Source organism: Photobacterium iliopiscarium (assembly GCF_003026395.1).
GTDB lineage: Bacteria > Pseudomonadota > Gammaproteobacteria > Enterobacterales > Vibrionaceae > Photobacterium > Photobacterium iliopiscarium.
On sequence record NZ_PYOO01000017.1, the window covers coordinates 20,132 to 43,563 of the forward strand.

Sequence of the window (23,432 nt, forward strand, 5' to 3'; positions counted from 1 at the left end):
TGTCACTTGATTATCCGCTTTTTTTTTGCAACTAAATCCTCCTTTTGATTTTTATCTTTTAAACTTTTAGACAGGAAAAATTCTATGACTGGAATTGAACTCTTGGTCGTTCTGGGCTTTATTTATTTAGGCTCCAGAATTGGCGGTATTGGTATCGGTTTTGCCGGCGGTGCTGGTGTGTTGGTGTTATCACTCGTTTTTGGTATGCCCACCAGTGAATCATTAATCCCCATCGATGTTATTCTAATTATTATGTCTGTTATCACTGCCATTGCCGCAATGCAAGTTGCCGGTGGTATGGATTGGCTAGTAGAAATTGCTGAAAACTTCCTTCGTAAACACCCTAAACGTATCACCTTCTATGCACCTATCGTCACGTATTTAATGACTGTATTAGCGGGCACAGGACACACTGCTTTTTCAACACTTCCCGTTATTGCTGAAGTCGCAAAAGGCCAAGGCATTCGTCCTTCTCGCCCACTTTCTATTGCTGTTATTGCCTCACAAATCGCAATCACTGCCTCACCAATCTCAGCCGCAGTCGTCTTCTTCTCAGGAATCCTTGAGCCTGTAGGTGTAAGTTACATTACGCTACTGGCTATTTGTATTCCAACAACTTTTATTGCCTGCATGGTTGGTGCTTTCGTGGCTAACTTTATGGGTTGTGAATTAAAAGATGATCCTGTTTATCAAGATCGTTTAGCTAAAGGTTTGGTTAATATTGAACAAGCTGGCAAGCGTGAGATTAAACCAACAGCACGTAAAGCAACGTATATTTTTATCACTGCTATTGTTTTAGTTGTTTGCTATGCAGCTGCTATTTCTAACTCTATTGGTTTGATTACCGATCCAACATTAGGTCGTAACGAAGCAATTATTGCGGTAATGCTAACATCTGCTGCGGTAACGGTATGGGTAACTAAAATCGATGCTGCTGAAATCCCATCAGCACCAACATTCCGCTCTGGTATGACAGCTTGTATTTGTGTACTTGGTGTTGCATGGTTAGGCGCAACCTTCGTTAATGCGCACGTTGATGGCATTAAAGAAATCGCAGGATCACTATTAAGTAGCCACCCTTGGATGCTAGCATTAATTCTATTCTTTGCTTCAATGTTGCTATATTCACAAGGTGCAACCACCACAGCATTGATGCCAGCAGCGCTTGCTATTGGTGTCGCTCCATTAACCATGGTGGCTTCTTTTGCTGCGGTAAGTGCATTGTTTGTATTACCCACTTACCCAACGCTATTAGCTGCGGTAGAGATGGATGACACAGGCTCAACGAGAATTGGTAACTTAGTCTTTAACCACCCATTCTTTGTACCAGGTGTAGTTACCATTTCTACATCAGTGGCTTTAGGCTTCTTATTCGGTAGCTTTATTTTATAATTGGTTATTGATAATGAATGATTAAAAAGCTGCTTTCGAGCAGCTTTTTTTTTGCAGGTCATAAATCATTGCTAAACTGATGATAAGGTCATACGCACTTACGTATAACAAAGACCAACGACAATAAGGACGTTATTGAGTGGCTACTATTAAAATAAAATACGCCTTAATGATATTAATTATAACGATCATAACCATAGTGAGTGGCTACTTACTTAAGAGTAAACCAACCCCCGTTGCACTTACCTTTACCGCGGTTAATTCAATCTCTGAACTCAAACAGGCACTTAAAATAGCCGCTCAACAACAACGTCCTGTCCTACTCGATGTTTATGCTGAATGGTGTTCCCCCTGCATAGCCCTAACTCAACAGACCTTTCCTGCTGCCAATGTTATTCCACAACTCAATAAATTCACGCGTCTAAAAGCCAATGTTACCGCCAATACCAGCGCTGATATCGCATTAATGCAATACCTCGAAGTCATCGGTTTTCCAAGCTTATTATTTTGGGATACTCAAGGAAATCCATTACCACAAATAAAAATAAGTGGCTTTATTAATGCAGAGACATTTAGCCGTTATTTACAACAACCCATCATATTTCCCCATCCCTTCTCAGCCTCACAAAATAATCCGCAATAACAACTACAATTACAAAACCGAGCACTCAAGTATGATCAAGATCCAATCTCAACGGTGAGTAAATTGCACCTTTGTTACTGAAATGTTAGCGTAAAATACTAACAATAAGAATAGGCTCAACTATGGACGTTCAATACACCATTGTTATCGCCGATGATCACCCATTATTTCGAAATGCTCTCTTGCAATCGATTCATATGGCCATCAGTGATACTCACCTCCTAGAAGCTGACTCACAGAATTCTTTATTTTCACTGCTAGAAAAAACAGATGATATTGATTTGCTGTTACTGGATCTAAAAATGCCCGGCTCCAGTGGTATTTCAGGTCTAATCCAACTACGCCAGCAATACCCAGAACTTGCCATTGTAGTGGTTTCAGCAAGTGAAGAAGATGAGGTTGTACAACAAGTTTATAACCATGGTGCCTTTGGATTTATTCCTAAATCTAGCGAGATGCAAGTATTGTTAAATGCCTTAAAACAAATCATCAATGGTGAACCTTATTTTCCAGCGACCATAAGTCATAACAATCATCAACAACAACTTACGACTAAAATATCAGCCTTAACACCTCAACAATATAAAGTGTTAACCATGCTAACCGAAGGTCTATTGAACAAACAAATTGCCTATGATCTCAATGTTTCAGAAGCGACAATCAAAGCACATCTAACGGCTATATTTCGTAAGCTTGAAGTAAAAAATCGCACTCAAGCAGTGATATTATTACAACAATTAGAAATTAATTAATTCGGTACATAACAAATTCAATCTCAACATTAGTTATCCCGTTGCTTTTTAGCCGCTTTAAATAATGACGCTCTCGTTTGAGCGTCATCTTACAAATTAACCTTTAACACTCACGCTTATCCACCACACATTGATTTAATATTGCCCGTAATTTAAGTGGCTTAACGGGCTTACTTAAAAAACTAAAGCCTTGTTGACGAATCAATATTTGTTTTTCAGTGAGCCGATCAGCACTAATCACAATCCCTTTAAAAGGACGTTTAAGTTGAGATCGACATAGTTGTAATATTTCTAATCCTGTTTGTCGTTTTGCAAGATGATAATCACTGATGATCACCTCAGGTTGCCAGCCCTCAGCGAATAACGCTTGAGTCTGCGTTCTATCCTCAGCAATACGCACCTCACAATGCCACAATTCTAATAACGTCATCATCGCTTCTAGAATATCCGGCTCATTATCAATACAAAGGATCTTCAACCCACCTAATGACGAACCAAGTGCTTGCGGTGATGCCATGACTGATCGTGGCAAGATTGATGGTGTGGTTCGTGGTACAGATAAGGAAAAGACCGTACCTTGTTGCGGCCATGAACGCAGCCCTAATGGATGATGTAAAACGTGAGCAATACCACGTGCAATCGCAAGCCCTAATCCTAAGCCGTGTTCAGCACCCGCCTGATCTATCCGCGTAAATTCATCAAAAATATTCGCTTGTTTCTCCGTTGGGATCCCAGGGCCATTATCCCAAACCTCAATTAAAATCCGTTCACCCTGTCGACGTACACCTAATAACACCCGCCCTTTAGGGTTATAACGAAAAGCATTAGTTAGAAAATTTTGTAATGCACGTCGCAGTAATTTACTGTCCGAAAGGATCACGGCCTCACTCATTACCACACTAAAAGCAATTTGCTGTTGTTGAGCTAATACGCCAAATTCAGCCTGCAATATACTCAATACATCACTAACACGTAATGGCACAATATGAGCTTCCAGCTTACCGGCTTCTAAGCGTGATGCATCTAATAGATCACCAATCAAATCTTCAGCGGCACTTAATGCGCTGGTGATATGGGCCGCGAGGCGAGCACTTTGTGGATCAGAACTTACCTCAACGAGTGATGATGAAAATAATCGAGCGGCGTTAAGTGGTTGCATTAAATCATGGCTGACCGCAGCTAAGAATCGGCTTTTAGAATGTGCTTGAGATTCTGCCTGTTGCGTCGCAACAACCAATTTCTTATTGAGTTGTTCTAATTGTTGCGTGCGTTTTTTAACCCGAGCTTCTAGGTTTTCATTTGATTCTTTTAATGCCATTTCAGCTTGGCGAAACACCGTAATATCACTAAAACTCATCACAAAGCCACCACTTGGCATCGGGTTACCTTGCACCTCAATCACCTGTCCATCAGCTCGAACTCGGGATGAAGTATGCGGAGTTCTTTGTTGTAGATGCTGGATCCGCTTGGCTACATGCTGTTCCGAATCACCACTGCCACATAATCCTTGATTAGCGTTATGCCGAATCAAATCAGCAATTGGGCATCCCACCTGAATTAATCCCACCGGAAATGAAAATAATTCAAGGTAGCGTTGATTCCATGCCACCAGCCGTAATTGGTTATCAACCACAGCGATGCCTTGGCTAATATGTTCAATTGCACCTTGTAATAAACCGCGACTAAAATCAAACATCTCCGATGCTTCGTCAACAATGGTCGCAACATCGTCTAATTGCATGTCACGACCTTGCAATGCAGAGGTAAGCACTAACTTTGCTGATAAATCACCAAAAACAGATGCTAGCACTTGCTCTGTATATAAAATGATTGTTGGTGATGCTTGTTGTTCAGCAACAAGCTGACATTGTTGTTGCTTTGAAAATAGGGCAAAAGCGTGTTGAATACGTTTACGACCAACAAACCTTGCCGCTAAGATTTCTAGCTCCCTCACTGTGATTTTTGTATCCATTATCAACGTCCCTCAATGATCCTTATTCCACTGTAACGGAGTTATTAACCTTGGCTCAATTGAGGTCGGTCATAAATAAGAGCTAGGGCTTATTTTCATCTAATGCCGCCACCATATTAATTACAAAAAAGTTAACCACAAAAAAAGCGAGTCCATTAATGGACTCGCTTATCACCGCTATTTAGATTGTATTCGTGCTTAATTCATTTGTGGCGTTAAAGTCTGCGGTTGCTCACCGGGTAATGGTAAACGAATAAAGAATACCGGCACTGCCATTACCGCCATGATCCAGAACACATCAGCGCCCCAATCGCCATAAACCCAACCACTGATTGAGGTTAAAACAGCCATCACCGCCCCCAACGGAATCGCGTTATACAACGACTGTAATGCCACCATATGATTGCTAGGTGAACGCTCGATATAACGAATGGCTGCGAGGTGAGCCGCTGCAAATGTCACGCTGTGTAATGACTGCACCGCAAACATTGCCCACTGATCAGTAATGGTTGCTGTTAAACCCCAACGTACTAATACGCCAACGGCCGCTAAGCGGAACATATTGTTAATCGACCAATGAGCAAATAAGCGCTTACTTACCAGAAACATCCCCACTTCAGCGGCAACACTAAAACTCCATAAATAACCAATGACAGATTCATCAAAACCTATTTTCTGCCAATAAATCGAACTAAAACCATAATATGCCGCATGACTGCCCTGCAACAATGCGGTAATTAACATCAATTTAATCACTGAACTATCACGTAGAATATGCATTAATGCGGGGCGAGCTTGTTGATGACTATTAACATCAACAGGCATAACCACGGGATTACGAGCAGCCATGATTTGTGCAAAACCTAAACCGGTTAACGCCACCCAAGGAATAATATCAGCCCCATAACGCTGAGCTAATACACCCACAACAGTTGAGCCCGCAATAAACGCAATTGAGCCCCACAAGCGAGTACGACCATAATCTAAATGACCTTCTTTAGCATAGTGGTTAGTAATCGCATCTGAAATCGGTACGATTGGCCCTGCGGATAAATTAAAGAGTACCGTTACCGCAGCGAGAACCCAGAGGTTGCCACCACAAATAATATAGATAATACAGGCCACCAGCCCGAGTAATGTAAACCCTCGTAAGGCAGGAATTAAATGTTCAACTTTATGGATCCTTGGCGTAATAACTAAATTAGCAATACAACGCACCGCAAAGCCCAAACCGAGTAATAAACCAATATCAGAGTCATCGACGCCTATATGTTTAAACCAAATAGCCCAGAAGGGTAAATACACCCCATAAGAAAAGAAAAATCCCAATAGATATTGGGATGTCCAACCATATGGCTTACTTTTAAACATAATAGGTCTCAAAATGTGGTAGATAAAAAACGGCTCTATTATGCCGTAAAGCAACCACTAATCTGTAATCGTTCGGTAATGTTCACCTTAAAATAACAAACATTTACAACCTAAATGCGACGACTGTCACATTCAATTCCAACCTCACCATGAACCAAACAACTTAAGCTGCGCACAAAATACAATGTAACCTCGTGCAACAACATAAGCCCATCAAATTAGGCAGTGATCTCATCCTAAAGTCTAATTGTCGTAACCCCTAGAATCCTCCACTTTAATCACTACTACCGCACAACGATGTTTGTTCATACCACAAACATTACCCCAATAGGGAAAACTCAAGGAGAACAAGGATGAGTGAGGTTCATATTTATCCAGTTGATAGTGCAATAGCGAATAGTGCTCATATTAACGACGACCAATATCGTGAGATGTACCAACAATCAACGATTAATCCACAAGGCTTTTGGCGTCAACATGGTCAAATCATTGATTGGATCACCCCTTACACTAAAGTAAAAAATACCTCATTTGATAGTGGTCATGTCAGCATAAAATGGTTTGAAGATGGTGAACTTAATGTGTCGGCCAATTGTATTGATCGCCATCTAGCTGATCGTGGCGATCAAGCGGCGATTATTTGGGAAGGCGATGATCCTAATGACGACGCAACCCTAACCTATAACGATCTTCACCAACAGGTATGTCAGTTTGCTAATGCCCTCAAAAGCCAAGGCGTACGTAAAGGCGATGTGGTCTGTCTCTACATGCCAATGGTCGCAGAAGCTGCCGTTGCCATGCTGGCATGTACCCGTATAGGCGCTGTGCATACTATCGTCTTTGGTGGTTTTTCCCCAGAAGCCCTTGCTGGACGTATTATTGATTCTAATGCAAAAGTCGTGATCACCGCGGATGAAGGGGTTCGTGGTGGCAGGGCTGTGCCATTAAAACAAAATGTCGATGATGCACTCGCTAACCCATTGGTTACTAGTATTGAAAAAGTAGTGGTGTTTAAACGAACTGGTGGCAATGTTGAATGGCACAGTGAACGTGATGTGTGGTGGCATCAAGCAACGGCTGTCGCCTCTAGCCATTGTGCACCAGAGCCAATGAATGCTGAAGATCCGCTATTTATTCTCTACACATCAGGCTCAACGGGTAAGCCTAAAGGGGTATTACACACCACCGGCGGTTATCTGGTTTATGCCACCATGACCTTTAAATATGTTTTTGATTACCAACCGGGGGAAATCTATTGGTGTACTGCCGACGTCGGCTGGATCACAGGTCACAGCTATTTAGTTTATGGTCCCCTCGCGAATGGCGCGACCACGGTTTTATTTGAAGGTGTGCCTAATTATCCATCCACCAGCCGTATGAGCGAAGTGGTTGATAAACACCAAGTCAACATTCTCTATACTGCTCCCACCGCGATTCGCGCTTTAATGGCCAAAGGCGATGATGCAATCAAAGGTACCAAGCGTTCATCATTACGGATCATGGGATCTGTCGGTGAGCCGATAAACCCTGAAGCATGGGAATGGTATCACCGCACCATTGGCGACAGTCGTTGCCCTATTGTCGATACCTGGTGGCAAACAGAAACTGGCGGCATTCTTATTAGCCCACTTCCAGGTGCAACCGCCCTCAAACCCGGTTCAGCCACACGGCCCTTTTTTGGCGTACAACCAGCACTGGTTGATAATATAGGTAATATTTTAACAGACGCCACTGATGGCAACTTAGTAATTACCGATTCATGGCCGGGACAAATGCGGACGTTATGGGGCGATCACGAGCGCTTTGAACAAACCTACTTCTCAACCTTTCCTGGAATGTATTTCTCTGGTGATGGCGCTCGTCGCGATGAGGATGGTTATTACTGGATCACGGGGCGTGTTGATGATGTACTGAATATTTCAGGTCACCGTATGGGTACGGCTGAAATTGAATCGGCTCTAGTGGCTTTTGATAAAATAGCTGAAGCTGCAATTGTCGGTATCCCTCATGCCATCAAAGGCCAAGCGATTTATGCGTATATCACCCTTAATGACGGTGAATATCCAAGTGCAGAATTACACAAACAAGTCAAAGATTGGGTTCGAAAAGAAATAGGGCCCATTGCCACCCCTGATTTTCTTCACTGGACTGATTCATTACCAAAAACCCGTTCAGGAAAAATTATGCGCCGTATTCTACGAAAAATTGCTACGGGCGACACCGAATCTCTCGGTGATACATCAACCCTCGCTGATCCCAGTGTGGTTGATAAACTGATTGCAGAAAAACAACAACTATTCTAAATCCAACCAAGAAGCAATGATCAATAGAACCAAGATCAAAAGACCGCGATAGTGGTCTTTTTTTATGCAGTTATTAATGATAATTTAAATCAAATTCAGCTTAGGATAAGCTACCTAACGCTAAAATATCGCGTTAACCTATTCGATATTGAGAATATTTTTTAAAATTGCATCACAAAATAAGTACATAAATCATCTTTTTTAAGCTCAATTATCACACCGTAATAATAACTAACAAAAACACAGTTTTATTACTAAATTCTTGCACTTAGTTACGTTACATTGACGTAGGATAAACGTATTAACATCTACTAACATTATCACAACGGCTTACACCTGTTCGCGCAAAAAGTGGTGATTAGACCAGTATTTTGCTGCGATTTGCGTTGAATTCTCTATAATTGGTTCACAATTAATGTTTGGTAGTAAAAAACGAACACATGGAAGTCAACTTGTAGATAGCGACAAGTTGTTCGAGTTTAACTTCATAAATAAGTGATGAGACCTCAAGATGCCAACCATTAAACGCATTTTATTGATTAATGGACCCAACCTAAATTTATTAGGTCTGCGTGAGCCTGAACATTATGGCCAACAAACACTCATGCAACTGGTTCAGAAATTAACGACCAAAGCCGTCGATTTAGGCGTGGCATTAGAACACATTCAATCAAATGCGGAACACGAGTTAATTGATGCGATTCACCAAGCCTACGCCAACGTGGATTTCATTATTATAAACCCAGCAGCTTTCACTCACACTAGCGTAGCTATTCGTGATGCCTTACTTGGAGTTGCTATTCCGTTTATTGAAGTACATTTATCTAACGTTCACGCACGTGAACCTTTTCGTCATCACTCCTACTTATCGGATAAAGCCGTTGGAGTGATTTGTGGCCTTGGCCCTGACGGTTATGAATTCGCCCTACAGGCAGCGGTTAATCGCCTGCATGCAGACAGCTAACTGAACAATATATAAAGAGAAATATAATGGACATTCGTAAAATTAAGAAGCTAATTGAACTGGTTGAAGAATCTGGTATTGCAGAGCTAGAGATTTCTGAAGGTGAAGAATCTGTTCGAATCAGTCGTAGCGTTCCCGTAACAGCTATGCCACAACAATATGCTGTTGCTCCTATGGCCGCACCTGTTCAAGCAGCACCTGTTCAAACGGCACCTGTGGCAGAAGCACCTGCATCATTCCAAGCACCAGAAGCACCTGTTGTTGCACCGGGTCATAAAATACTTTCACCAATGGTGGGTACGTTCTACCGTGCACCAAGCCCAGAAGCAAAAAACTTTGCTGAAGTAGGTCAATCAGTCAACATTGGCGATACACTATGTATCGTTGAAGCAATGAAAATGATGAACCAAATTCAAGCAGATAAAGCAGGTAAAGTTATTGCTATCCTTGCTCAAGAAGGCGATGCAATTGAATTCGACCAACCGCTTGTAATCATCGAGTAATCGAGGCTCCTGGCTATGTTAGATAAATTAGTAATTGCGAATCGAGGTGAAATTGCACTTCGAATTCTTCGCGCATGTAAAGAATTAGGTATTAAGACCGTTGCGGTTCACTCAACCGCTGACCGTGATCTTAAACACGTACTATTAGCAGATGAATCCGTTTGTATTGGTCCCGCTCGTAGTATCGATAGTTACCTTAATATTCCTCGTATTATCAGTGCAGCAGAAATCACAGGCGCAGTAGCGATTCACCCTGGCTACGGTTTCCTATCTGAAAATGCTGATTTTGCTGAGCAAGTAGAACGTTCAGGCTTTATTTTTGTGGGTCCTAAAGCAGAAACTATTCGTCTAATGGGCGATAAAGTATCAGCAATCAGTGCCATGAAAAAAGCCGGTGTACCTTGTGTACCCGGTTCTGACGGTCCACTTGATGACGATGAAGCGAAAAATAAATCTTTCGCTAAACGTATTGGTTACCCAGTTATCATTAAAGCCTCTGGTGGCGGCGGTGGTCGTGGTATGCGTGTTGTACGTTCTGAAAATGAACTGACTGAAGCGATTGCCATGACCCGCGCAGAAGCAAAATCTTGCTTTAATAATGACATGGTTTACATGGAAAAATACCTTGAAAACCCTCGTCATATCGAAGTACAAATCCTTGCTGATGGTCAAGGTGGTGCAATTCACTTAGGTGAACGCGATTGTTCAATGCAACGTCGCCACCAAAAAGTGGTTGAAGAAGCACCAGCACCCGGTATAACCGAAGAGATGCGTAAATATATCGGTGAACGTTGTACGCGTGCATGTATTGAAATTAACTATCGTGGCGCGGGTACGTTTGAGTTTCTTTACGAAAACGGTGAATTCTACTTCATTGAAATGAACACTCGAATTCAAGTTGAACACCCAGTAACAGAAATGGTAACTGGTGTTGATTTAATTAAAGAACAATTACGTATTGCAGCAGGCCAACCGTTATCATTTAGCCAAAAAGATATTCAAATTCGCGGTCACGCGGTTGAGTGTCGAATTAATGCTGAAGATCCTGAGCGTTTCCTTCCTTGCCCTGGCACGATCACGCGTTTCCACTCTCCAGGTGGTATGGGTATTCGTTGGGAATCTCACATCTATACTGGTTATACCGTACCGCCTTACTATGATTCAATGATTGGTAAGTTAATCGCTTATGGTGAAAACCGTGATGTGGCTATCTCACGTATGCGTAATGCATTAAGTGAAATGATCATTGATGGCATTAAAACCAATATTCCTCTTCAGCAAGAAATTATGAATGATGAAAACTTCCAAAAAGGTGGCGCTAACATCCACTACCTTGAGAAGAAGCTTGGTTTACAGTAATAACGTTATTTAACATTTAAACGTTAAAAAGGCTGCCTAAGGGTGGCCTTTTTTATTTTTAATAACCGCATTAGTTGTATGCGTACGCACTAGACATGGCATAAAGCCTTATCTTTTGCCACAATAGCCCCCTTTTTTGACCGCTATCACTGATCACTACAATTCAGTGGTAAGTTCTTTACCAATAATAACTGGAGAAACCGCATGAAAACGCTTTCTGCACGCTACCGTCAAGCGCATAAAGAAGCGCGCTGGGCGATAGGACTCGCGTTAGCTTATTTTCTTTGGTGGTATGTTTCCGCCTATGGGTTTGCCCCCGCAATAACTGACCTCAGCATGCCAACGCTCTATTTTGGTTTCCCATTATGGTTTTTGCTATCGTGCATTATTGGTCCCATTGTTTTTACTATACTTTGCGCCTTGATGGTGAAATTTATTTACCGCGATCTCCCGCTTGAAATCACAGACGATAAACCACATGAATAGCCAACTTATCATTCCGTTAGTGCTGTATTTAGCCGCCGTTTTTGGCGTTGCACTTTATACTCGCCGTTTTCAGGGTAAAGGTAATTTCCTAACAGAATACCTCGTCGGTGGTCGCAGTATGGGCGGCTTCGTTCTTGCTATGACCCTCGCTGCGACCTACGCCAGTGCCAGTACTTTTATCGGTGGCCCAGGAGCTGCCTATAAAATGGGACTTGGATGGGTCTTACTCGCCATGATCCAACTTCCCGCAGCATGGTTAACCTTAGGTGTGCTAGGTAAAAAATTTGCAATTGAATCTCGACGCCATAATGCGTTAACCCTCAATGATATTTTATATGCTCGCTATCAACACAAGGGCGTGGTGATCTTTGCTTCATTGTCACTACTACTGGCCTTTTTTGGCACCATGGTTGTCCAGTTTGTTGGTGGAGCTCGCTTATTACAAACAGTAACGGGGCTATCTTATACTCATGGCCTAATGCTATTTGCTATCACCGTTGGCCTCTATACCACCATTGGTGGCTTTAGAGCCGTCGTCATGACAGATACCATTCAAGGGATCATGATGATCATTGGTACGATCGCGCTACTGGTTGGGATCGTTCATACTGGTGGCAGTATTGGGGCTCTCGTCACCAAACTACATAGTATTGATCCAGCATTAGTCTCCCCTTATGGACCCCACCACTTTTTAAGCCAACCATTTATGCTGAGCTTTTGGATTCTGGTCTGTTTTGGGGTTATCGGTTTACCTCACGCCGCAGTACGCTGTATGTCTTATAAAGACAGTCGCTCACTGCACAAAGGGATGGTGATCAGTACCATTATCGTCGCGCTACTAATGTTTGGAATGCATTTAGCCGGTGCGCTAGGCCGTGCCATCGTGCCAAATATCGCTAGTCCCGATCAGATCATGCCAATCTTAATGGTGACAGTATTGCCACCAGCGGTTGCCGGAATATTCTTAGCAGGTCCAATGGCCGCAATTATGTCGACCATTGATTCTCAATTAATTCAAGCATCTGCAACCTTACTTAAAGATTTATATATTAATTATATCAACCCTAAGATTGCCGAAGGTGAAGCCGCTGAAACCAAGCTACCTAAATTATCATTATGGGTAACCGCTATTTTTTCAGCATTGGTGTTTGTAGCAGCAATGAACCCTCCAAATATGATCATCTGGCTCAATTTATTAGCCTTTGGTAGCTTACAAGCGGTATTCCTATGGCCTTTAGTGTTAGGGCTATATTGGGAAAAAGCCTCTGCAACGGGTGCCTTTGCTTCAATGACTATCGGATTAACAACATATCTTGCCTTGTCATTAGGTAAGCCAGATATGGGAGGGATGCATGCTATCGTTCCCACATTAATCATTGGGTTAGTCGCCTTTATCATCGGTAGTTATGCTCGTCCTAATAAATTGAAAATAGCCGACGTTAACTGATTTTTGATTGTTAATTACGCCAACATAACCACACATTAATCAGAGAGAGCCAACCCGCTCTCTCTTTTTTTTATCTATTGTTTAGCATCTGCTAATGGGGATTGGTGAAATTTCATGCTAAACTGCGCCCCCTATGTTCAAGTAGTCACAAAATAAGCGAATAAACCATGCCTTGGATTCAAATTAAACTGAACGCTACTGCAGAGAATGCAGAAGCAATTGGCGATATGCTAATGGAAGAGACTGGTGCTCTGTCCGCCACTTTCCTTGACGCACAAGACACGCCAGTTTTCGAGCCAATGCCAGGCGAAACCCGTCTATGGGGCGATACTGATGTGATTGGTTTGTATGATGCTGAAGCCGACATGGATTTCGTGCTGAACATGCTAAAAAACAGCCCATTAATTGCTGATGATTTTGCTTATAAAATCGAGCAATTAGAAGATAAAGACTGGGAACGAGAGTGGATGGATAATTTCCACCCAATGCGTTTTGGTCGCCGTTTGTGGATTTGCCCTAGCTGGCATGAAACACCAGACCCTGAAGCCGTCAATGTACTGTTAGATCCAGGTTTAGCATTTGGTACAGGTACTCACCCAACCACATCATTATGTCTTGAGTGGTTAGACGGTCAAGATTTAGTCGGTAAAACTGTGATCGATTTTGGCTGTGGTTCAGGTATTTTATCCATTGCAGCGCTTAAGTTAGGCGCAGCAAAAGTAATCGGTATTGATATCGACCCACAAGCTATTTTAGCTTCTCGTGATAACGCTGAACGCAATGGTGTTTCTGGCGATCTAGAGCTATACCTACCACAAGATCAACCACAAGGCATTCAAGCAGATGTCGTTGTTGCTAACATTCTAGCCGGTCCATTGCGTGAATTATCACCAGTGATTAAGAGCTTAGTGAAAAATGGTGGCGACCTCGCAATTTCTGGTGTACTTGAAAGCCAAGCTGAAGATGTTGCAACTTACTACAGCGATGAAATCACATTAGATCCAGTAATGGCACGCGAAGAGTGGTGTCGTATCTCGGGTCATAAAGCATAAAAATTACGGTAATTGGTTGCTGCTGTTGATTATTATTAATTAATTTAACGGGTCAATTGATTGAAAATCATGCGATTTTGACAAACAAAATCATCATGCTCAATTATTGGCCTTTTCAGCGGCGTAAAAAATGCGTAAAATGCGCGCCCTTACTGGCACAGTCAGGTAGAGACATTTTGCATATCGGTCCATATCAACTTAAAAACCAACTGATAGTCGCGCCAATGGCGGGTGTGACCGATCGGCCATTTCGTGAATTATGCCTTCGCTACGGTGCGGGCATGGCTGTTAGCGAGATGATGTCGTCGAATCCAGATCTCTGGAAAACGTCTAAATCGCTCAATCGTATGGTTCATGAAGGTGAATCAGGAATTCGTTCGGTTCAGATAGCAGGGGCTGATCCAAAATTGATGGCCGAAGCTGCGCAATTCAGTGTTGAAAACGGTGCGCAAATCATCGATATCAATATGGGATGCCCAGCCAAGAAAGTAAATAAACGATTAGCAGGTTCTGCACTACTGCAATATCCCCACCTTATCGAAGATATTCTTCGTACCGTCGTGGACGCAGTAGATGTTCCCGTTACGCTTAAAACCCGTACCGGCTGGGATCTCGATAATCGGAACTGTGTCAACATAGCCAAACTCGCCGAACAATGCGGCATACAAGCCCTCGCCCTTCATGGACGTACCAAGGCTTGCATGTACAAAGGTGAAGCGGAATATGACTACATTAGAGCGGTGAAACAAGCCATCTCGATCCCAGTTATTGCTAACGGTGATATCGATAGCCCGGAGAAAGCACGCTTTGTACTCGATTATACGGGTGCCGATGCTCTAATGATTGGCCGACCTGCACAAGGGAAGCCGTGGATTTTTAGAGAAATCCACCATTACTTAACAACCGGTGAACACCTCGCTGCACCGTCAATTGACGAAATCAGCGAAATTATGTTGGGGCATGTTAAGGAACTTCACCAATTTTATGGTGATTACCTAGGATTACGCATTGCACGTAAACACGTGTCTTGGTATTTGAAAGAGCATGCACCAGCAGGTGATTTCCGCCGGACCTTCAACGCACTCGAGGATGCTCAACAGCAAATCGATGCGCTGCAAGGCTACTTCGAAAACGTTGCATAAATACTAGAAGAGCTTACAGAATTATGTTCGAACAAAATCTGACTTCCGAAGCGTTAACAGTAACAACTGTAACTTCACAAGACCAAATCACACAGAAACCATTACGTGATTCAGTGAAGGCATCCCTTAAAAACTACCTTGCTCAATTAAATGGTCAGGAAGTCGACGATCTGTACGAGCTTGTGCTTGCAGAAGTTGAACAACCACTACTAGATACAATCATGCAGTACACTCGCGGTAACCAAACTCGCGCTGCAACCATGATGGGTATCAACCGTGGTACGCTACGTAAGAAACTAAAGAAATATGGCATGAACTAAACCAACTTGGTTTAATGATTGTAAAAAAGCCCATTTCATCATCACGATGAAATGGGCTTTTTCGTTAAATTAGTCAACATATTATTACACTATAATTTATTGGCAGCCGTATTCGATTTATTTAAAAAATCATATTTGAAAAATTTCTGCACATGAGCGCATTGACGACACTGAATAATACGTCGAATAAAAAAGCGTTGATAAAATTTACGCCGTACTCGTTCAATGTCATATGATTGACAATTATTGCACTGATTCATGCCTAACTCCTTTATACCCACATAAGCATCAAACAGCATATCTAACACGTAAGTAAAAAGAAACAGATTGCACAATAAAATCATTCATTGTTATATGTAACACATATAACAATGAATAATTCACATACGGCTTAAGATATATCAGACGTTAACTATCCAATTTATTTAAAACGTATACTTAAAACATTTATGAACATGCCCGCATTCATTACAAACACTGACACGCTTAATGAATAAACGTTGGAAAAATTTTCGATGTTTTCTGACAACATCATAAGATTGGCATTTATCACACTTAGGCATAATTAGTATTCGCTTGATACATATAAATGCACGTGATTATACCGTGTTAGCCGCAATAAGTATTCGAACAGGATATAGATGTGCGGCCAGTTATACATTATTAGCCGCACTCACTACAGCAACGTAACATGCCTTAACAAGGCTATCGTATCAATAACGTTAAATATCAATAACAACAATTAACGCTTTACCAGTTGATGTAATGCTGCGACCAGTGCTTGTACACCAATTTCCACCTTACTACGTGGACATCCAACATTTAACCGTACATACCCGACACCTTCAACACCATAAGTGTCACCACGCATAATCGCGATATGGTACTCATTAATTAATAATTGCTGCAATGCATCCATATCAATATTAAGAGGACGTAAATCAATCCATGCTAAATAAGTTCCTTGCGGTACGCGGTAATTAAGCTCAGGAAACGCGTATTCAAGCTGCTGTGCCACATATTGCAAGTTCGCTTGTAGATATTCTTTCAAGCTCTCTAGCCACTCCTCACCTTCGTTATAAGCCGCTATGTGCCCAATAACACCTAAAATAGACGGTGACGATAAACCATCTGCTGCTTTTAATTGAATTAAGTAACGCTCACAAACCGTAGGATCAGCAATAAAAGCATATGCTCCGGTTAATGCAGGAATATTAAATGACTTGGAGCCAGAAGAAACTAATGCCCAATGATTATCGATTGCCACTGCTGGCCACGGAATATACTCATTAAATGCCATGTCCATATGGATATCATCAGAAATAACTTTCACTTGATGTTGCTGGCAAATCTGCGCCATACGACTGAGTTCGTCACGTGTCCATACTCGCCCCGTTGGGTTTTGAGGGCTACACAATAACAACACCTTGCATTCAACACGTGCTGCTTGCGCCTCAAACTGTGGCCAATCAATTTCATAACCGCCATTATCGGTTTTCAATAACGGGCTAGTTAACAACTGCCGTTGGTTGGCATTAAGCATATTGGCAAACGCATCATAAGCCGGAGTATGAACTAATACGCCATCACCCTGTGCCGTCCATTGCTGTACCAGTTGCGAAATAATATAAATGACCGATGGCCCATAAACGATATGATCGGGATTTATCTCAGTATGGTAGCGACGAGAAAACCACCCTGTAATAGCTGATTTAAAATCATTATGATTCCAGCGACTATAACCAAACACACCATGAGCTAATCGTGTTGTTAACGCGTGTTGAATACACGGTGCCACCGCAAAATCCATATCAGAAATCGTAAACGGTAACAAATCATCACTACCAAACCGATCGGCAACATAATCCCATTGCGTACAATAAGTACCGTAGCGATTCACTGGCGTAGAAAAATCAAACATAACAACCTCGCAGGTAACCCTACCTTAAAAAATGTTAAAAAAAAGCGGAGCATTAAGCTCCGCTCGTTACGTTATACGCTAGCGGGTAGCAGCCCTTGAATTTCATTTTTTACCATATGAACTTGAGGCCCAATCACCACTTGCAAGTTATGCGCATCAAGCTTCACCACCCCTAAAGCACCATTCGCTTTTAATACGGCATCATTAACTAAGCTCATGTCGTTCACTGATAGACGTAAACGCGTAATGCAGTTATCAAGAGACACTAAATTCTCTGCGCCGCCTAATGCTGCCAAAATAATATCGCCTTTATACCCCGTGGTTTTCTCACCCGTTACAGCAAAGGCCAATGCTTCTTTGGTTTCAACTTCACGCCCTGGTGTTTTAAGATTAAAACGCGTAATTGCGAAGCGGAATACACTGTAATAAACCACAAACCAAATCGCCGCTACCATTGGTACTAAATACCACTTCGTTGCCGTGCCTTGTAATACACCAAAGATCAAGAAGTCGATAATATTGCCATCGGTATTACCAATAGTAACGCCTAATAAGCCCATCACCATAAAGCCCACCCCCGTTAAAATGGCATGTACCACATATAACGCAGGAGCAACAAACAAGAATAAGAATTCTAATGGCTCAGTGATACCACCAATAATACAAGCAATCACACCTGACAATAATAACGCTTTAACCTTGCTACGATTCTCAAGGCGCGCACAGTGGTACATAGCGAGTGCTGCGCCCGGTAACCCCCCTAAGAACACTGGCATTTTACCTTGTGATAAAAATGCAGTTGCAGAGCCAGAGAAGCCTTGAGTCGTTGGGCATGCCAACTCAGAATAGAAAATATTAAGTGCACCACTGACCGTTTTACCACACACTTCTAACGAACCACCCGCCTCAGTAAAACGTACTAGAGCCACTAAAACATGATGTAAACCAAACGGTAATAATAAACGCTCGCCAGTACCAAAGAGGAACGGACCAAACGGACCTGCATGAGAAATCAGGTTACCAATACTGGCAATACCCATTGCAAAATATGGCCATACTACGGGTACGATTAATCCCACAACACCCAATACTAAGGTTGAAATAATCGGCACAAAACGCGCGCCACCAAAGAAAGCTAACGCATCAGGCATTTTATAGGTATAGAAACGGGCATGCAGTTTAGCAACAATAATACCGACAATAACCGCCCCTAAAATACCGGTATCAATTGATTCAACCCCAAGGATTAACTTAACCCCATACGCTTTCTCTTCGGTTGGATCACCAATAACCCCAGCAACAGTTAAATAGAAATTAATCGAAAGATTTAATGCGGAATAGCCAACAAAACCTGCAAAGGCAGCCACACCCTTTTCTTCACGCGCTAACCCTAATGGAATTGCAACAGCAAACATAATTGGCAGATAAATAAAGGCCACAAGACCAATTTTTGTCATCCACATGAACAGCAACTGCAAAATGGTGTTATCTAAAAAGGGCAGGCTTTCTTTAACAGCGGCACTCGATAATGAACTACCGATCCCGAGTAAAATCCCCGAGAACGCCAATAATGCGACCGGAAGCATGAAGGTTTTTCCTAAACTTTGAAAAAATTCCCAAAGCGTAGTTTTAGGTGCAGATTTAGCCATAAGGGGTCACTCACTAACGAAACATTCAACATCAAGAATAAAGAGGTAAATCGTTTTAGCTCTTTATTGAAAAAAAACGCTGACAAAGATAACCTTAAGAATTTTGCCAACGCTTTTGATAAATTACGCGATGAATGATAAAACGTTTTACCTATTTTTATCGCTAACAAGATCACGGAAATATAGCGACTTAAAACTCATTTCAAAATTTGTGATCCTGTTAAAATAATTGCAATCAATATAACGTTTTTAATGCAACAGCATGAATAGGATTCATTCACTGATGGCAAGCAAGACACCCAAAATAAAAATTACTGATGTCGCAGCCTATGCTGATGTATCTGTATCTACCGTCTCATTAGTGCTCAGTAACAAAGGTCGAATATCAACCGCGACGATTGATAAAGTCAATCAAGCAGTTGCGGCGTTAGGTTATGTTCGTAATACTGCCGCAGCTAATTTACGCACCTCTCACTCAAATTTAATTGGCTTGGTATTAACAGATATCACCGATCCGTTTTATACCGAGATCACCGCAGGTATTAGCGAACAATTGGAACAACAAGGCTATTTGTTATTTTTGGCACAATCTAATCGCAACCCACAAAAATTAATTCAATGCGTGCAATCAATGATTCAGCAAGGCGTGGCAGGAATTGCGTTTAGTCCGGTCAGAGAGGCCACGGCAACGGTTATAACGATGGCTCAGCAAGCGGGGATCCCTGCTGTTTGTTTAGCACGCGCAGCCGTTAGTAATGAAGTCGATTATATTGGACCCGATAACCATCAAGCCGCAGTCATTGCTAGTCAATACTTAATTGAACAAGGCCATCGTCATATTGCTTATATTGGCGGTTCAGGTGAGTCTTTAACCCGCGCAGAGCGATTAGGAGGCTTTGGATGCACCCTCATCCAATACGGATTGCCGTTTAAAAATGAATGGATAGTGGAAGTAGATAATAATCAATTAGATGCTGCGACAACGGTACAGCAACTGTTAATTCAGCACCCTAAAATAACCGCTATATTGTGCCATAGCCCGACAATTGCACTAGGCGCAATATATGGGGTTAAACGCAGCGGAAAGAGTGTTGGTAAAGATAATTATATTGGTCAGCAAGTAGCGATTATTAGTTTTGATGATATTGCCGAAGCGACATTAAGCCAACCATCACTCACCGTCGTCAGCTCGCCGATAAGAGAAATTGGGCAACAAGCTGGTAAGCGCTTACTTGCAATAATGAACAACAATGATAATACAACTCAGCATTTAATACTGACGCCAAAACTTATTTGCCGCGACTCTGCTTAAACGTAACCCATAAAAAAAGCTTCGTCGTAACGAAGCTTTTTTACTGACTAATCCGCTTAAGGCAACTTATAGATAGTCACATAAGTAAGCTGTAGTTTTGGTCACTTTAACGTGGAATGCGCTATCACCAGGAACTTCAAAGTCATCACCAGCACCATAGGTTTCCCAATCAACATGACCCGGTAATTTTACGGTAAGTTCACCTTTTACGACGGTCATACGCTCAGGGGCCGCGGTCGAAAAAGTATATTCACCTGCAACCATCACACCAACACTGGCATGATCACCGGCAGATTCAAAGCCAACAGATGTTACTTGGCCATCAAAATATTCATTCACTTTTAACATTGAATTTCCTTATTGCTAAACAGGTAAAGCAAATCTTCTAAGCCCAAAAACTATCACAATTTCAAATGAACCACTAACGAAAAATATTCATCAAAAATATGATTGATAATATCAGAAATACGACAAGTGATTAATCATCACAATGACATTGACCTAAATGACAAGGCTCAGGTTTTACTTCAGGATTCGCCATATCATCGCTGTAATTTAACGCGCCAAGAATAGAGCAATGGCTAGCGTCATCATTACGATGACCACAACAAGCGTCATTGATCTTTTTTAACGCGCCACGGATCCGTTGTAGTTCAGCAATTTTACTATCCACTTCATCTAATTTAGCCTGCGTGATCGCTTTAACTTCAGCACAACTATGTTGACTTGCTTCAAGTCGAATATCCAATAACTCACATATTTCACCGAGACTCAGACCGATCGCTTTCGCCCGTAAAATAAATTTAACCCGTGATAAATCATCCTCACTGTAGAGACGATAACCACTGTCACTTCGACCCGCAGGTTCAATCAAACCATTCTTTTCATAAAAACGTAATGTATCACTACTGACATTACATAATTTTGCTAGTTGTCCTATTAAATACATTTAAACGCCCTTTCGAGTAACTCAATATTTCAGTGATCACACTCAAATAGCAAACGTTTGCGCAATAGCAATATTCATGTAGAATAGGCATCAGATTGATACATATCGTTTACTAATTCTTAGCTTTGCTCGATTTTAGCCGAGGATATTTCTCAACGCCAATCTAATCCCTGCGGATTGGTATTGAAAAATATCCTATTCACTGTGTATTAGAGAGATGGTAGCAATGGAAAACGTTCGTCCTATTCGCCGTGCGCTGCTTAGCGTATCCGACAAAACTGGTATTGTTGAATTCGCTCATGCCCTCGCCAACCGTGGTGTAGAGATTTTATCTACGGGTGGTACCGCTCGTTTACTTGCAGAACAAAACATTCAAGTCACTGAAGTTTCTGACTACACCGGTTTTCCTGAAATGATGGATGGTCGTGTAAAAACTCTTCATCCTAAAGTACACGGTGGCGTTTTAGGTCGTCGTGGTATTGATGACGTGATCATGGCACAACACGGCATTAACCCCATTGATATGGTAGTGGTTAACCTTTATCCGTTCGCAGAAACCGTTGCTAACCCAAATTGCAGTTTAGACGATGCGGTCGAAAATATTGATATTGGCGGGCCAACCATGGTGCGCTCAGCCGCTAAAAACTATAAAGACGTCACGATTGTGGTTAATACTGACGATTATGATCGTGTTCTGACAGAAATGAGCGCCAATGATGGTTCACTAAACCATGCAACTCGCTTTGATTTAGCCATTGCTGCGTTTGAGCATACTGCCGCCTACGATGGTATGATCGCTAACTACTTCGGTACGATGGTGCCTTCTTACGGCGATAACAAAGAAGGTGACCAAGAGTCAACATTCCCCCGCACTTTCAATCAACAGTTCGAGAAAAAACAAGACATGCGCTACGGTGAAAACAGCCACCAAGCAGCCGCATTCTATGTTGAAGCACATCCACAAGAAGCCTCAGTAGCAACCGCAACGCAACTGCAAGGCAAAGCACTGTCATACAATAATATTGCCGATACTGACGCAGCACTTGAGTGTGTCAAAGAATTCGACCTTCCCGCTTGTGTGATTGTAAAACACGCCAATCCATGTGGGGTAGCTTTAGGTGATAACTTATTTGAAGCTTACGATCGTGCTTATAAAACCGATCCAACCTCTGCCTTTGGCGGCATTATTGCCTTCAACCGCGAACTTGACGCGGCAACCGCACAAGCGATTGTTGATCGTCAATTTGTTGAAGTGATCATTGCACCAAAAATATCAGCCCAAGCAACTACGATTATCGCTGCCAAGAAAAACCTGCGTTTACTTGAGTGTGGCGAATGGTCAACCAAAACCACAGGCTTTGATATTAAGCGCGTTAACGGTGGTTTACTGGTTCAAGATCGCGATCAAGGCATGGTATCGCAAGACGATCTAACGGTGGTATCACAACGCCAACCAACGGCGGATGAGTTACGTGATGCTCTCTTCTGCTGGAAAGTAGCTAAATATGTTAAATCTAACGCGATTGTCTATGCCAAAAGCAATATGACAATTGGTGTCGGCGCAGGTCAAATGAGCCGCGTGTATTCAGCTAAAATTGCGGGTATTAAAGCCGCCGATGAAAATCTAGAAGTCGCTGGTAGCGTAATGGCCTCTGATGCATTTTTCCCGTTCCGTGATGGTATTGACGCCGCAGCCGCAGCGGGTATTACTTGTGTGATTCAACCGGGCGGCTCTATGCGTGATGATGAAGTGATTACCGCAGCAGATGAACATGGCATGGCAATGGTCTTTACTGGCATGCGTCACTTCCGCCATTAATACTTTGTAACCAATAAATATATTCAGATTCTCAATCAAGGGTCTGAATATATTACGTTAATGTAATACCGTAGCA

Annotated in this window: 19 protein-coding genes and 1 pseudogene; 14 read left to right on the forward strand and 6 right to left on the reverse strand. The window is 42.2% G+C overall.

All coding sequences use genetic code 11. From position 1 onward, the window contains the following. Nucleotides 1-84 precede the first annotated feature (84 nt). The 3 genes from C9J51_RS17330 (at nucleotide 85) to C9J51_RS17340 (ending at nucleotide 2,787) form a co-directional block, all read left to right on the forward strand. Entirely contained in the window at nucleotides 85-1,392 is a 1,308-nt protein-coding gene (locus tag C9J51_RS17330) for an anaerobic C4-dicarboxylate transporter (RefSeq protein ID WP_045040606.1), read from the forward strand. A 139-nt stretch (nucleotides 1,393-1,531) separates the two neighbouring features. After that, a complete protein-coding gene (locus C9J51_RS17335) occupies nucleotides 1,532-2,035 on the forward strand; it encodes a thioredoxin family protein (RefSeq protein ID WP_052668182.1) in 504 nt (167 codons plus the stop codon). Between the two features lie 122 nt (nucleotides 2,036-2,157). Further along, nucleotides 2,158-2,787 (forward strand): response regulator, encoded by a 630-nt coding sequence (locus C9J51_RS17340; protein ID WP_107275255.1) that lies wholly within the window; start codon nucleotides 2,158-2,160, stop codon nucleotides 2,785-2,787. A gap of 103 nt (nucleotides 2,788-2,890) precedes the next feature. On the opposite strand, the pseudogene C9J51_RS17345 reads toward C9J51_RS17340, so the two are convergent. Together C9J51_RS17345 and C9J51_RS17350 are read right to left on the reverse strand one after the other, a co-directional pair. After that, nucleotides 2,891-4,762: pseudogene (locus tag C9J51_RS17345) on the reverse strand (hybrid sensor histidine kinase/response regulator); the annotation flags it as partial. Nucleotides 4,763-4,957: 195 nt separating this feature from the next. Beyond that, complete coding sequence (locus C9J51_RS17350) at nucleotides 4,958-6,130, reverse strand: 3-phenylpropionate MFS transporter (RefSeq protein WP_045040605.1); 1,173 nt, start codon at nucleotides 6,128-6,130, stop codon at nucleotides 4,958-4,960. Nucleotides 6,131-6,483: 353 nt separating this feature from the next. On the opposite strand from C9J51_RS17350, the gene acs reads away from it, so the two are divergent. The 9 genes from acs (at nucleotide 6,484) to fis (ending at nucleotide 15,706) form a co-directional block, all read left to right on the forward strand. Then, nucleotides 6,484-8,433: an acetate--CoA ligase gene (gene acs / locus C9J51_RS17355; protein WP_045040604.1), complete on the forward strand. Its 1,950-nt coding sequence runs from the start codon at nucleotides 6,484-6,486 to the stop codon at nucleotides 8,431-8,433. 511 nt (nucleotides 8,434-8,944) lie between these two features. Further along, complete coding sequence (aroQ, locus tag C9J51_RS17360; protein ID WP_045038121.1) at nucleotides 8,945-9,397, forward strand: type II 3-dehydroquinate dehydratase; 453 nt, start codon at nucleotides 8,945-8,947, stop codon at nucleotides 9,395-9,397. 26 nt (nucleotides 9,398-9,423) lie between these two features. Next, complete coding sequence (gene accB / locus C9J51_RS17365; RefSeq protein ID WP_045040603.1) at nucleotides 9,424-9,900, forward strand: acetyl-CoA carboxylase biotin carboxyl carrier protein; 477 nt, start codon at nucleotides 9,424-9,426, stop codon at nucleotides 9,898-9,900. 15 nt (nucleotides 9,901-9,915) lie between these two features. Further along, nucleotides 9,916-11,259 (forward strand): acetyl-CoA carboxylase biotin carboxylase subunit, encoded by a 1,344-nt coding sequence (accC, locus tag C9J51_RS17370; RefSeq protein WP_045038123.1) that lies wholly within the window; start codon nucleotides 9,916-9,918, stop codon nucleotides 11,257-11,259. A gap of 204 nt (nucleotides 11,260-11,463) precedes the next feature. Then, nucleotides 11,464-11,745 (forward strand): YhdT family protein, encoded by a 282-nt coding sequence (locus C9J51_RS17375; RefSeq protein WP_045038124.1) that lies wholly within the window; start codon nucleotides 11,464-11,466, stop codon nucleotides 11,743-11,745. Beyond that, nucleotides 11,738-13,192 carry a sodium/pantothenate symporter gene (gene panF / locus C9J51_RS17380; RefSeq protein WP_045040602.1) on the forward strand — a complete coding sequence of 485 codons (1,455 nt, stop codon included), beginning with the start codon at nucleotides 11,738-11,740 and terminating at the stop codon, nucleotides 13,190-13,192. Before C9J51_RS17375 ends, panF begins: the two co-directional genes overlap by 8 nt. A 167-nt stretch (nucleotides 13,193-13,359) precedes the next feature. Then, on the forward strand, nucleotides 13,360-14,244 hold the full coding sequence (prmA, locus tag C9J51_RS17385; protein ID WP_045040601.1) for a 50S ribosomal protein L11 methyltransferase: 885 nt from the start codon (nucleotides 13,360-13,362) through the stop codon (nucleotides 14,242-14,244). A 176-nt stretch (nucleotides 14,245-14,420) separates the two neighbouring features. Then, complete coding sequence (dusB, locus tag C9J51_RS17390) at nucleotides 14,421-15,386, forward strand: tRNA dihydrouridine synthase DusB (protein ID WP_045038146.1); 966 nt, start codon at nucleotides 14,421-14,423, stop codon at nucleotides 15,384-15,386. A gap of 23 nt (nucleotides 15,387-15,409) precedes the next feature. Further along, entirely contained in the window at nucleotides 15,410-15,706 is a 297-nt protein-coding gene (gene fis / locus C9J51_RS17395) for a DNA-binding transcriptional regulator Fis (RefSeq protein WP_005372656.1), read from the forward strand. 742 nt (nucleotides 15,707-16,448) lie between these two features. Here the strand turns inward: fis and C9J51_RS17400 are convergent. Both C9J51_RS17400 and malX read right to left on the reverse strand, forming a co-directional pair. Continuing rightward, the gene (locus C9J51_RS17400) at nucleotides 16,449-17,627 is read right to left on the reverse strand and encodes a MalY/PatB family protein (RefSeq protein WP_045038127.1); all 1,179 of its coding nucleotides are present in this window, start codon (nucleotides 17,625-17,627) and stop codon (nucleotides 16,449-16,451) included. Between the two features lie 71 nt (nucleotides 17,628-17,698). Then, entirely contained in the window at nucleotides 17,699-19,276 is a 1,578-nt protein-coding gene (gene malX, locus C9J51_RS17405) for a maltose/glucose-specific PTS transporter subunit IIBC (protein WP_107250841.1), read from the reverse strand. Between the two features lie 283 nt (nucleotides 19,277-19,559). On the opposite strand from malX, the gene malI reads away from it, so the two are divergent. Beyond that, the gene (gene malI, locus C9J51_RS17410) at nucleotides 19,560-20,588 is read left to right on the forward strand and encodes a Mal regulon transcriptional regulator MalI (RefSeq protein WP_045038129.1); all 1,029 of its coding nucleotides are present in this window, start codon (nucleotides 19,560-19,562) and stop codon (nucleotides 20,586-20,588) included. Between the two features lie 66 nt (nucleotides 20,589-20,654). Here the strand turns inward: malI and ppnP are convergent, their stop codons facing one another. Both ppnP and zntR read right to left on the reverse strand, forming a co-directional pair. Then, a complete protein-coding gene (gene ppnP, locus C9J51_RS17415) occupies nucleotides 20,655-20,936 on the reverse strand; it encodes a pyrimidine/purine nucleoside phosphorylase (RefSeq protein WP_045038130.1) in 282 nt (93 codons plus the stop codon). Between the two features lie 130 nt (nucleotides 20,937-21,066). Beyond that, the gene (gene zntR / locus C9J51_RS17420; RefSeq protein ID WP_045038131.1) at nucleotides 21,067-21,537 is read right to left on the reverse strand and encodes a Zn(2+)-responsive transcriptional regulator; all 471 of its coding nucleotides are present in this window, start codon (nucleotides 21,535-21,537) and stop codon (nucleotides 21,067-21,069) included. A 226-nt stretch (nucleotides 21,538-21,763) separates the two neighbouring features. Here zntR and purH point away from each other — a divergent pair, with 226 nt between their 5' ends. Next, the gene (purH, locus tag C9J51_RS17425; protein WP_045040600.1) at nucleotides 21,764-23,356 is read left to right on the forward strand and encodes a bifunctional phosphoribosylaminoimidazolecarboxamide formyltransferase/IMP cyclohydrolase; all 1,593 of its coding nucleotides are present in this window, start codon (nucleotides 21,764-21,766) and stop codon (nucleotides 23,354-23,356) included. Nucleotides 23,357-23,432 lie beyond the last annotated feature (76 nt).

What these genes read in the sequence shown, in the direction of transcription:
- C9J51_RS17330 (WP_045040606.1), top strand. Translation starts at nt 85, where the DNA reads ATGACTGGAATTGAACTCTTGGTCGTTCTGGGCTTTATTTATTTAGGC.
- C9J51_RS17340 (WP_107275255.1), top strand. Translation starts at nt 2,158, where the DNA reads ATGGACGTTCAATACACCATTGTTATCGCCGATGATCACCCATTATTT.
- C9J51_RS17350 (WP_045040605.1), bottom strand. Translation starts at nt 6,130, where the DNA reads ATGTTTAAAAGTAAGCCATATGGTTGGACATCCCAATATCTATTGGGA.
- acs (WP_045040604.1), top strand. Translation starts at nt 6,484, where the DNA reads ATGAGTGAGGTTCATATTTATCCAGTTGATAGTGCAATAGCGAATAGT.
- aroQ (WP_045038121.1), top strand. Translation starts at nt 8,945, where the DNA reads ATGCCAACCATTAAACGCATTTTATTGATTAATGGACCCAACCTAAAT.
- accB (WP_045040603.1), top strand. Translation starts at nt 9,424, where the DNA reads ATGGACATTCGTAAAATTAAGAAGCTAATTGAACTGGTTGAAGAATCT.
- accC (WP_045038123.1), top strand. Translation starts at nt 9,916, where the DNA reads ATGTTAGATAAATTAGTAATTGCGAATCGAGGTGAAATTGCACTTCGA.
- C9J51_RS17375 (WP_045038124.1), top strand. Translation starts at nt 11,464, where the DNA reads ATGAAAACGCTTTCTGCACGCTACCGTCAAGCGCATAAAGAAGCGCGC.
- panF (WP_045040602.1), top strand. Translation starts at nt 11,738, where the DNA reads ATGAATAGCCAACTTATCATTCCGTTAGTGCTGTATTTAGCCGCCGTT.
- prmA (WP_045040601.1), top strand. Translation starts at nt 13,360, where the DNA reads ATGCCTTGGATTCAAATTAAACTGAACGCTACTGCAGAGAATGCAGAA.
- fis (WP_005372656.1), top strand. Translation starts at nt 15,410, where the DNA reads ATGTTCGAACAAAATCTGACTTCCGAAGCGTTAACAGTAACAACTGTA.
- C9J51_RS17400 (WP_045038127.1), bottom strand. Translation starts at nt 17,627, where the DNA reads ATGTTTGATTTTTCTACGCCAGTGAATCGCTACGGTACTTATTGTACG.
- malX (WP_107250841.1), bottom strand. Translation starts at nt 19,276, where the DNA reads ATGGCTAAATCTGCACCTAAAACTACGCTTTGGGAATTTTTTCAAAGT.
- malI (WP_045038129.1), top strand. Translation starts at nt 19,560, where the DNA reads ATGGCAAGCAAGACACCCAAAATAAAAATTACTGATGTCGCAGCCTAT.
- ppnP (WP_045038130.1), bottom strand. Translation starts at nt 20,936, where the DNA reads ATGTTAAAAGTGAATGAATATTTTGATGGCCAAGTAACATCTGTTGGC.
- zntR (WP_045038131.1), bottom strand. Translation starts at nt 21,537, where the DNA reads ATGTATTTAATAGGACAACTAGCAAAATTATGTAATGTCAGTAGTGAT.
- purH (WP_045040600.1), top strand. Translation starts at nt 21,764, where the DNA reads ATGGAAAACGTTCGTCCTATTCGCCGTGCGCTGCTTAGCGTATCCGAC.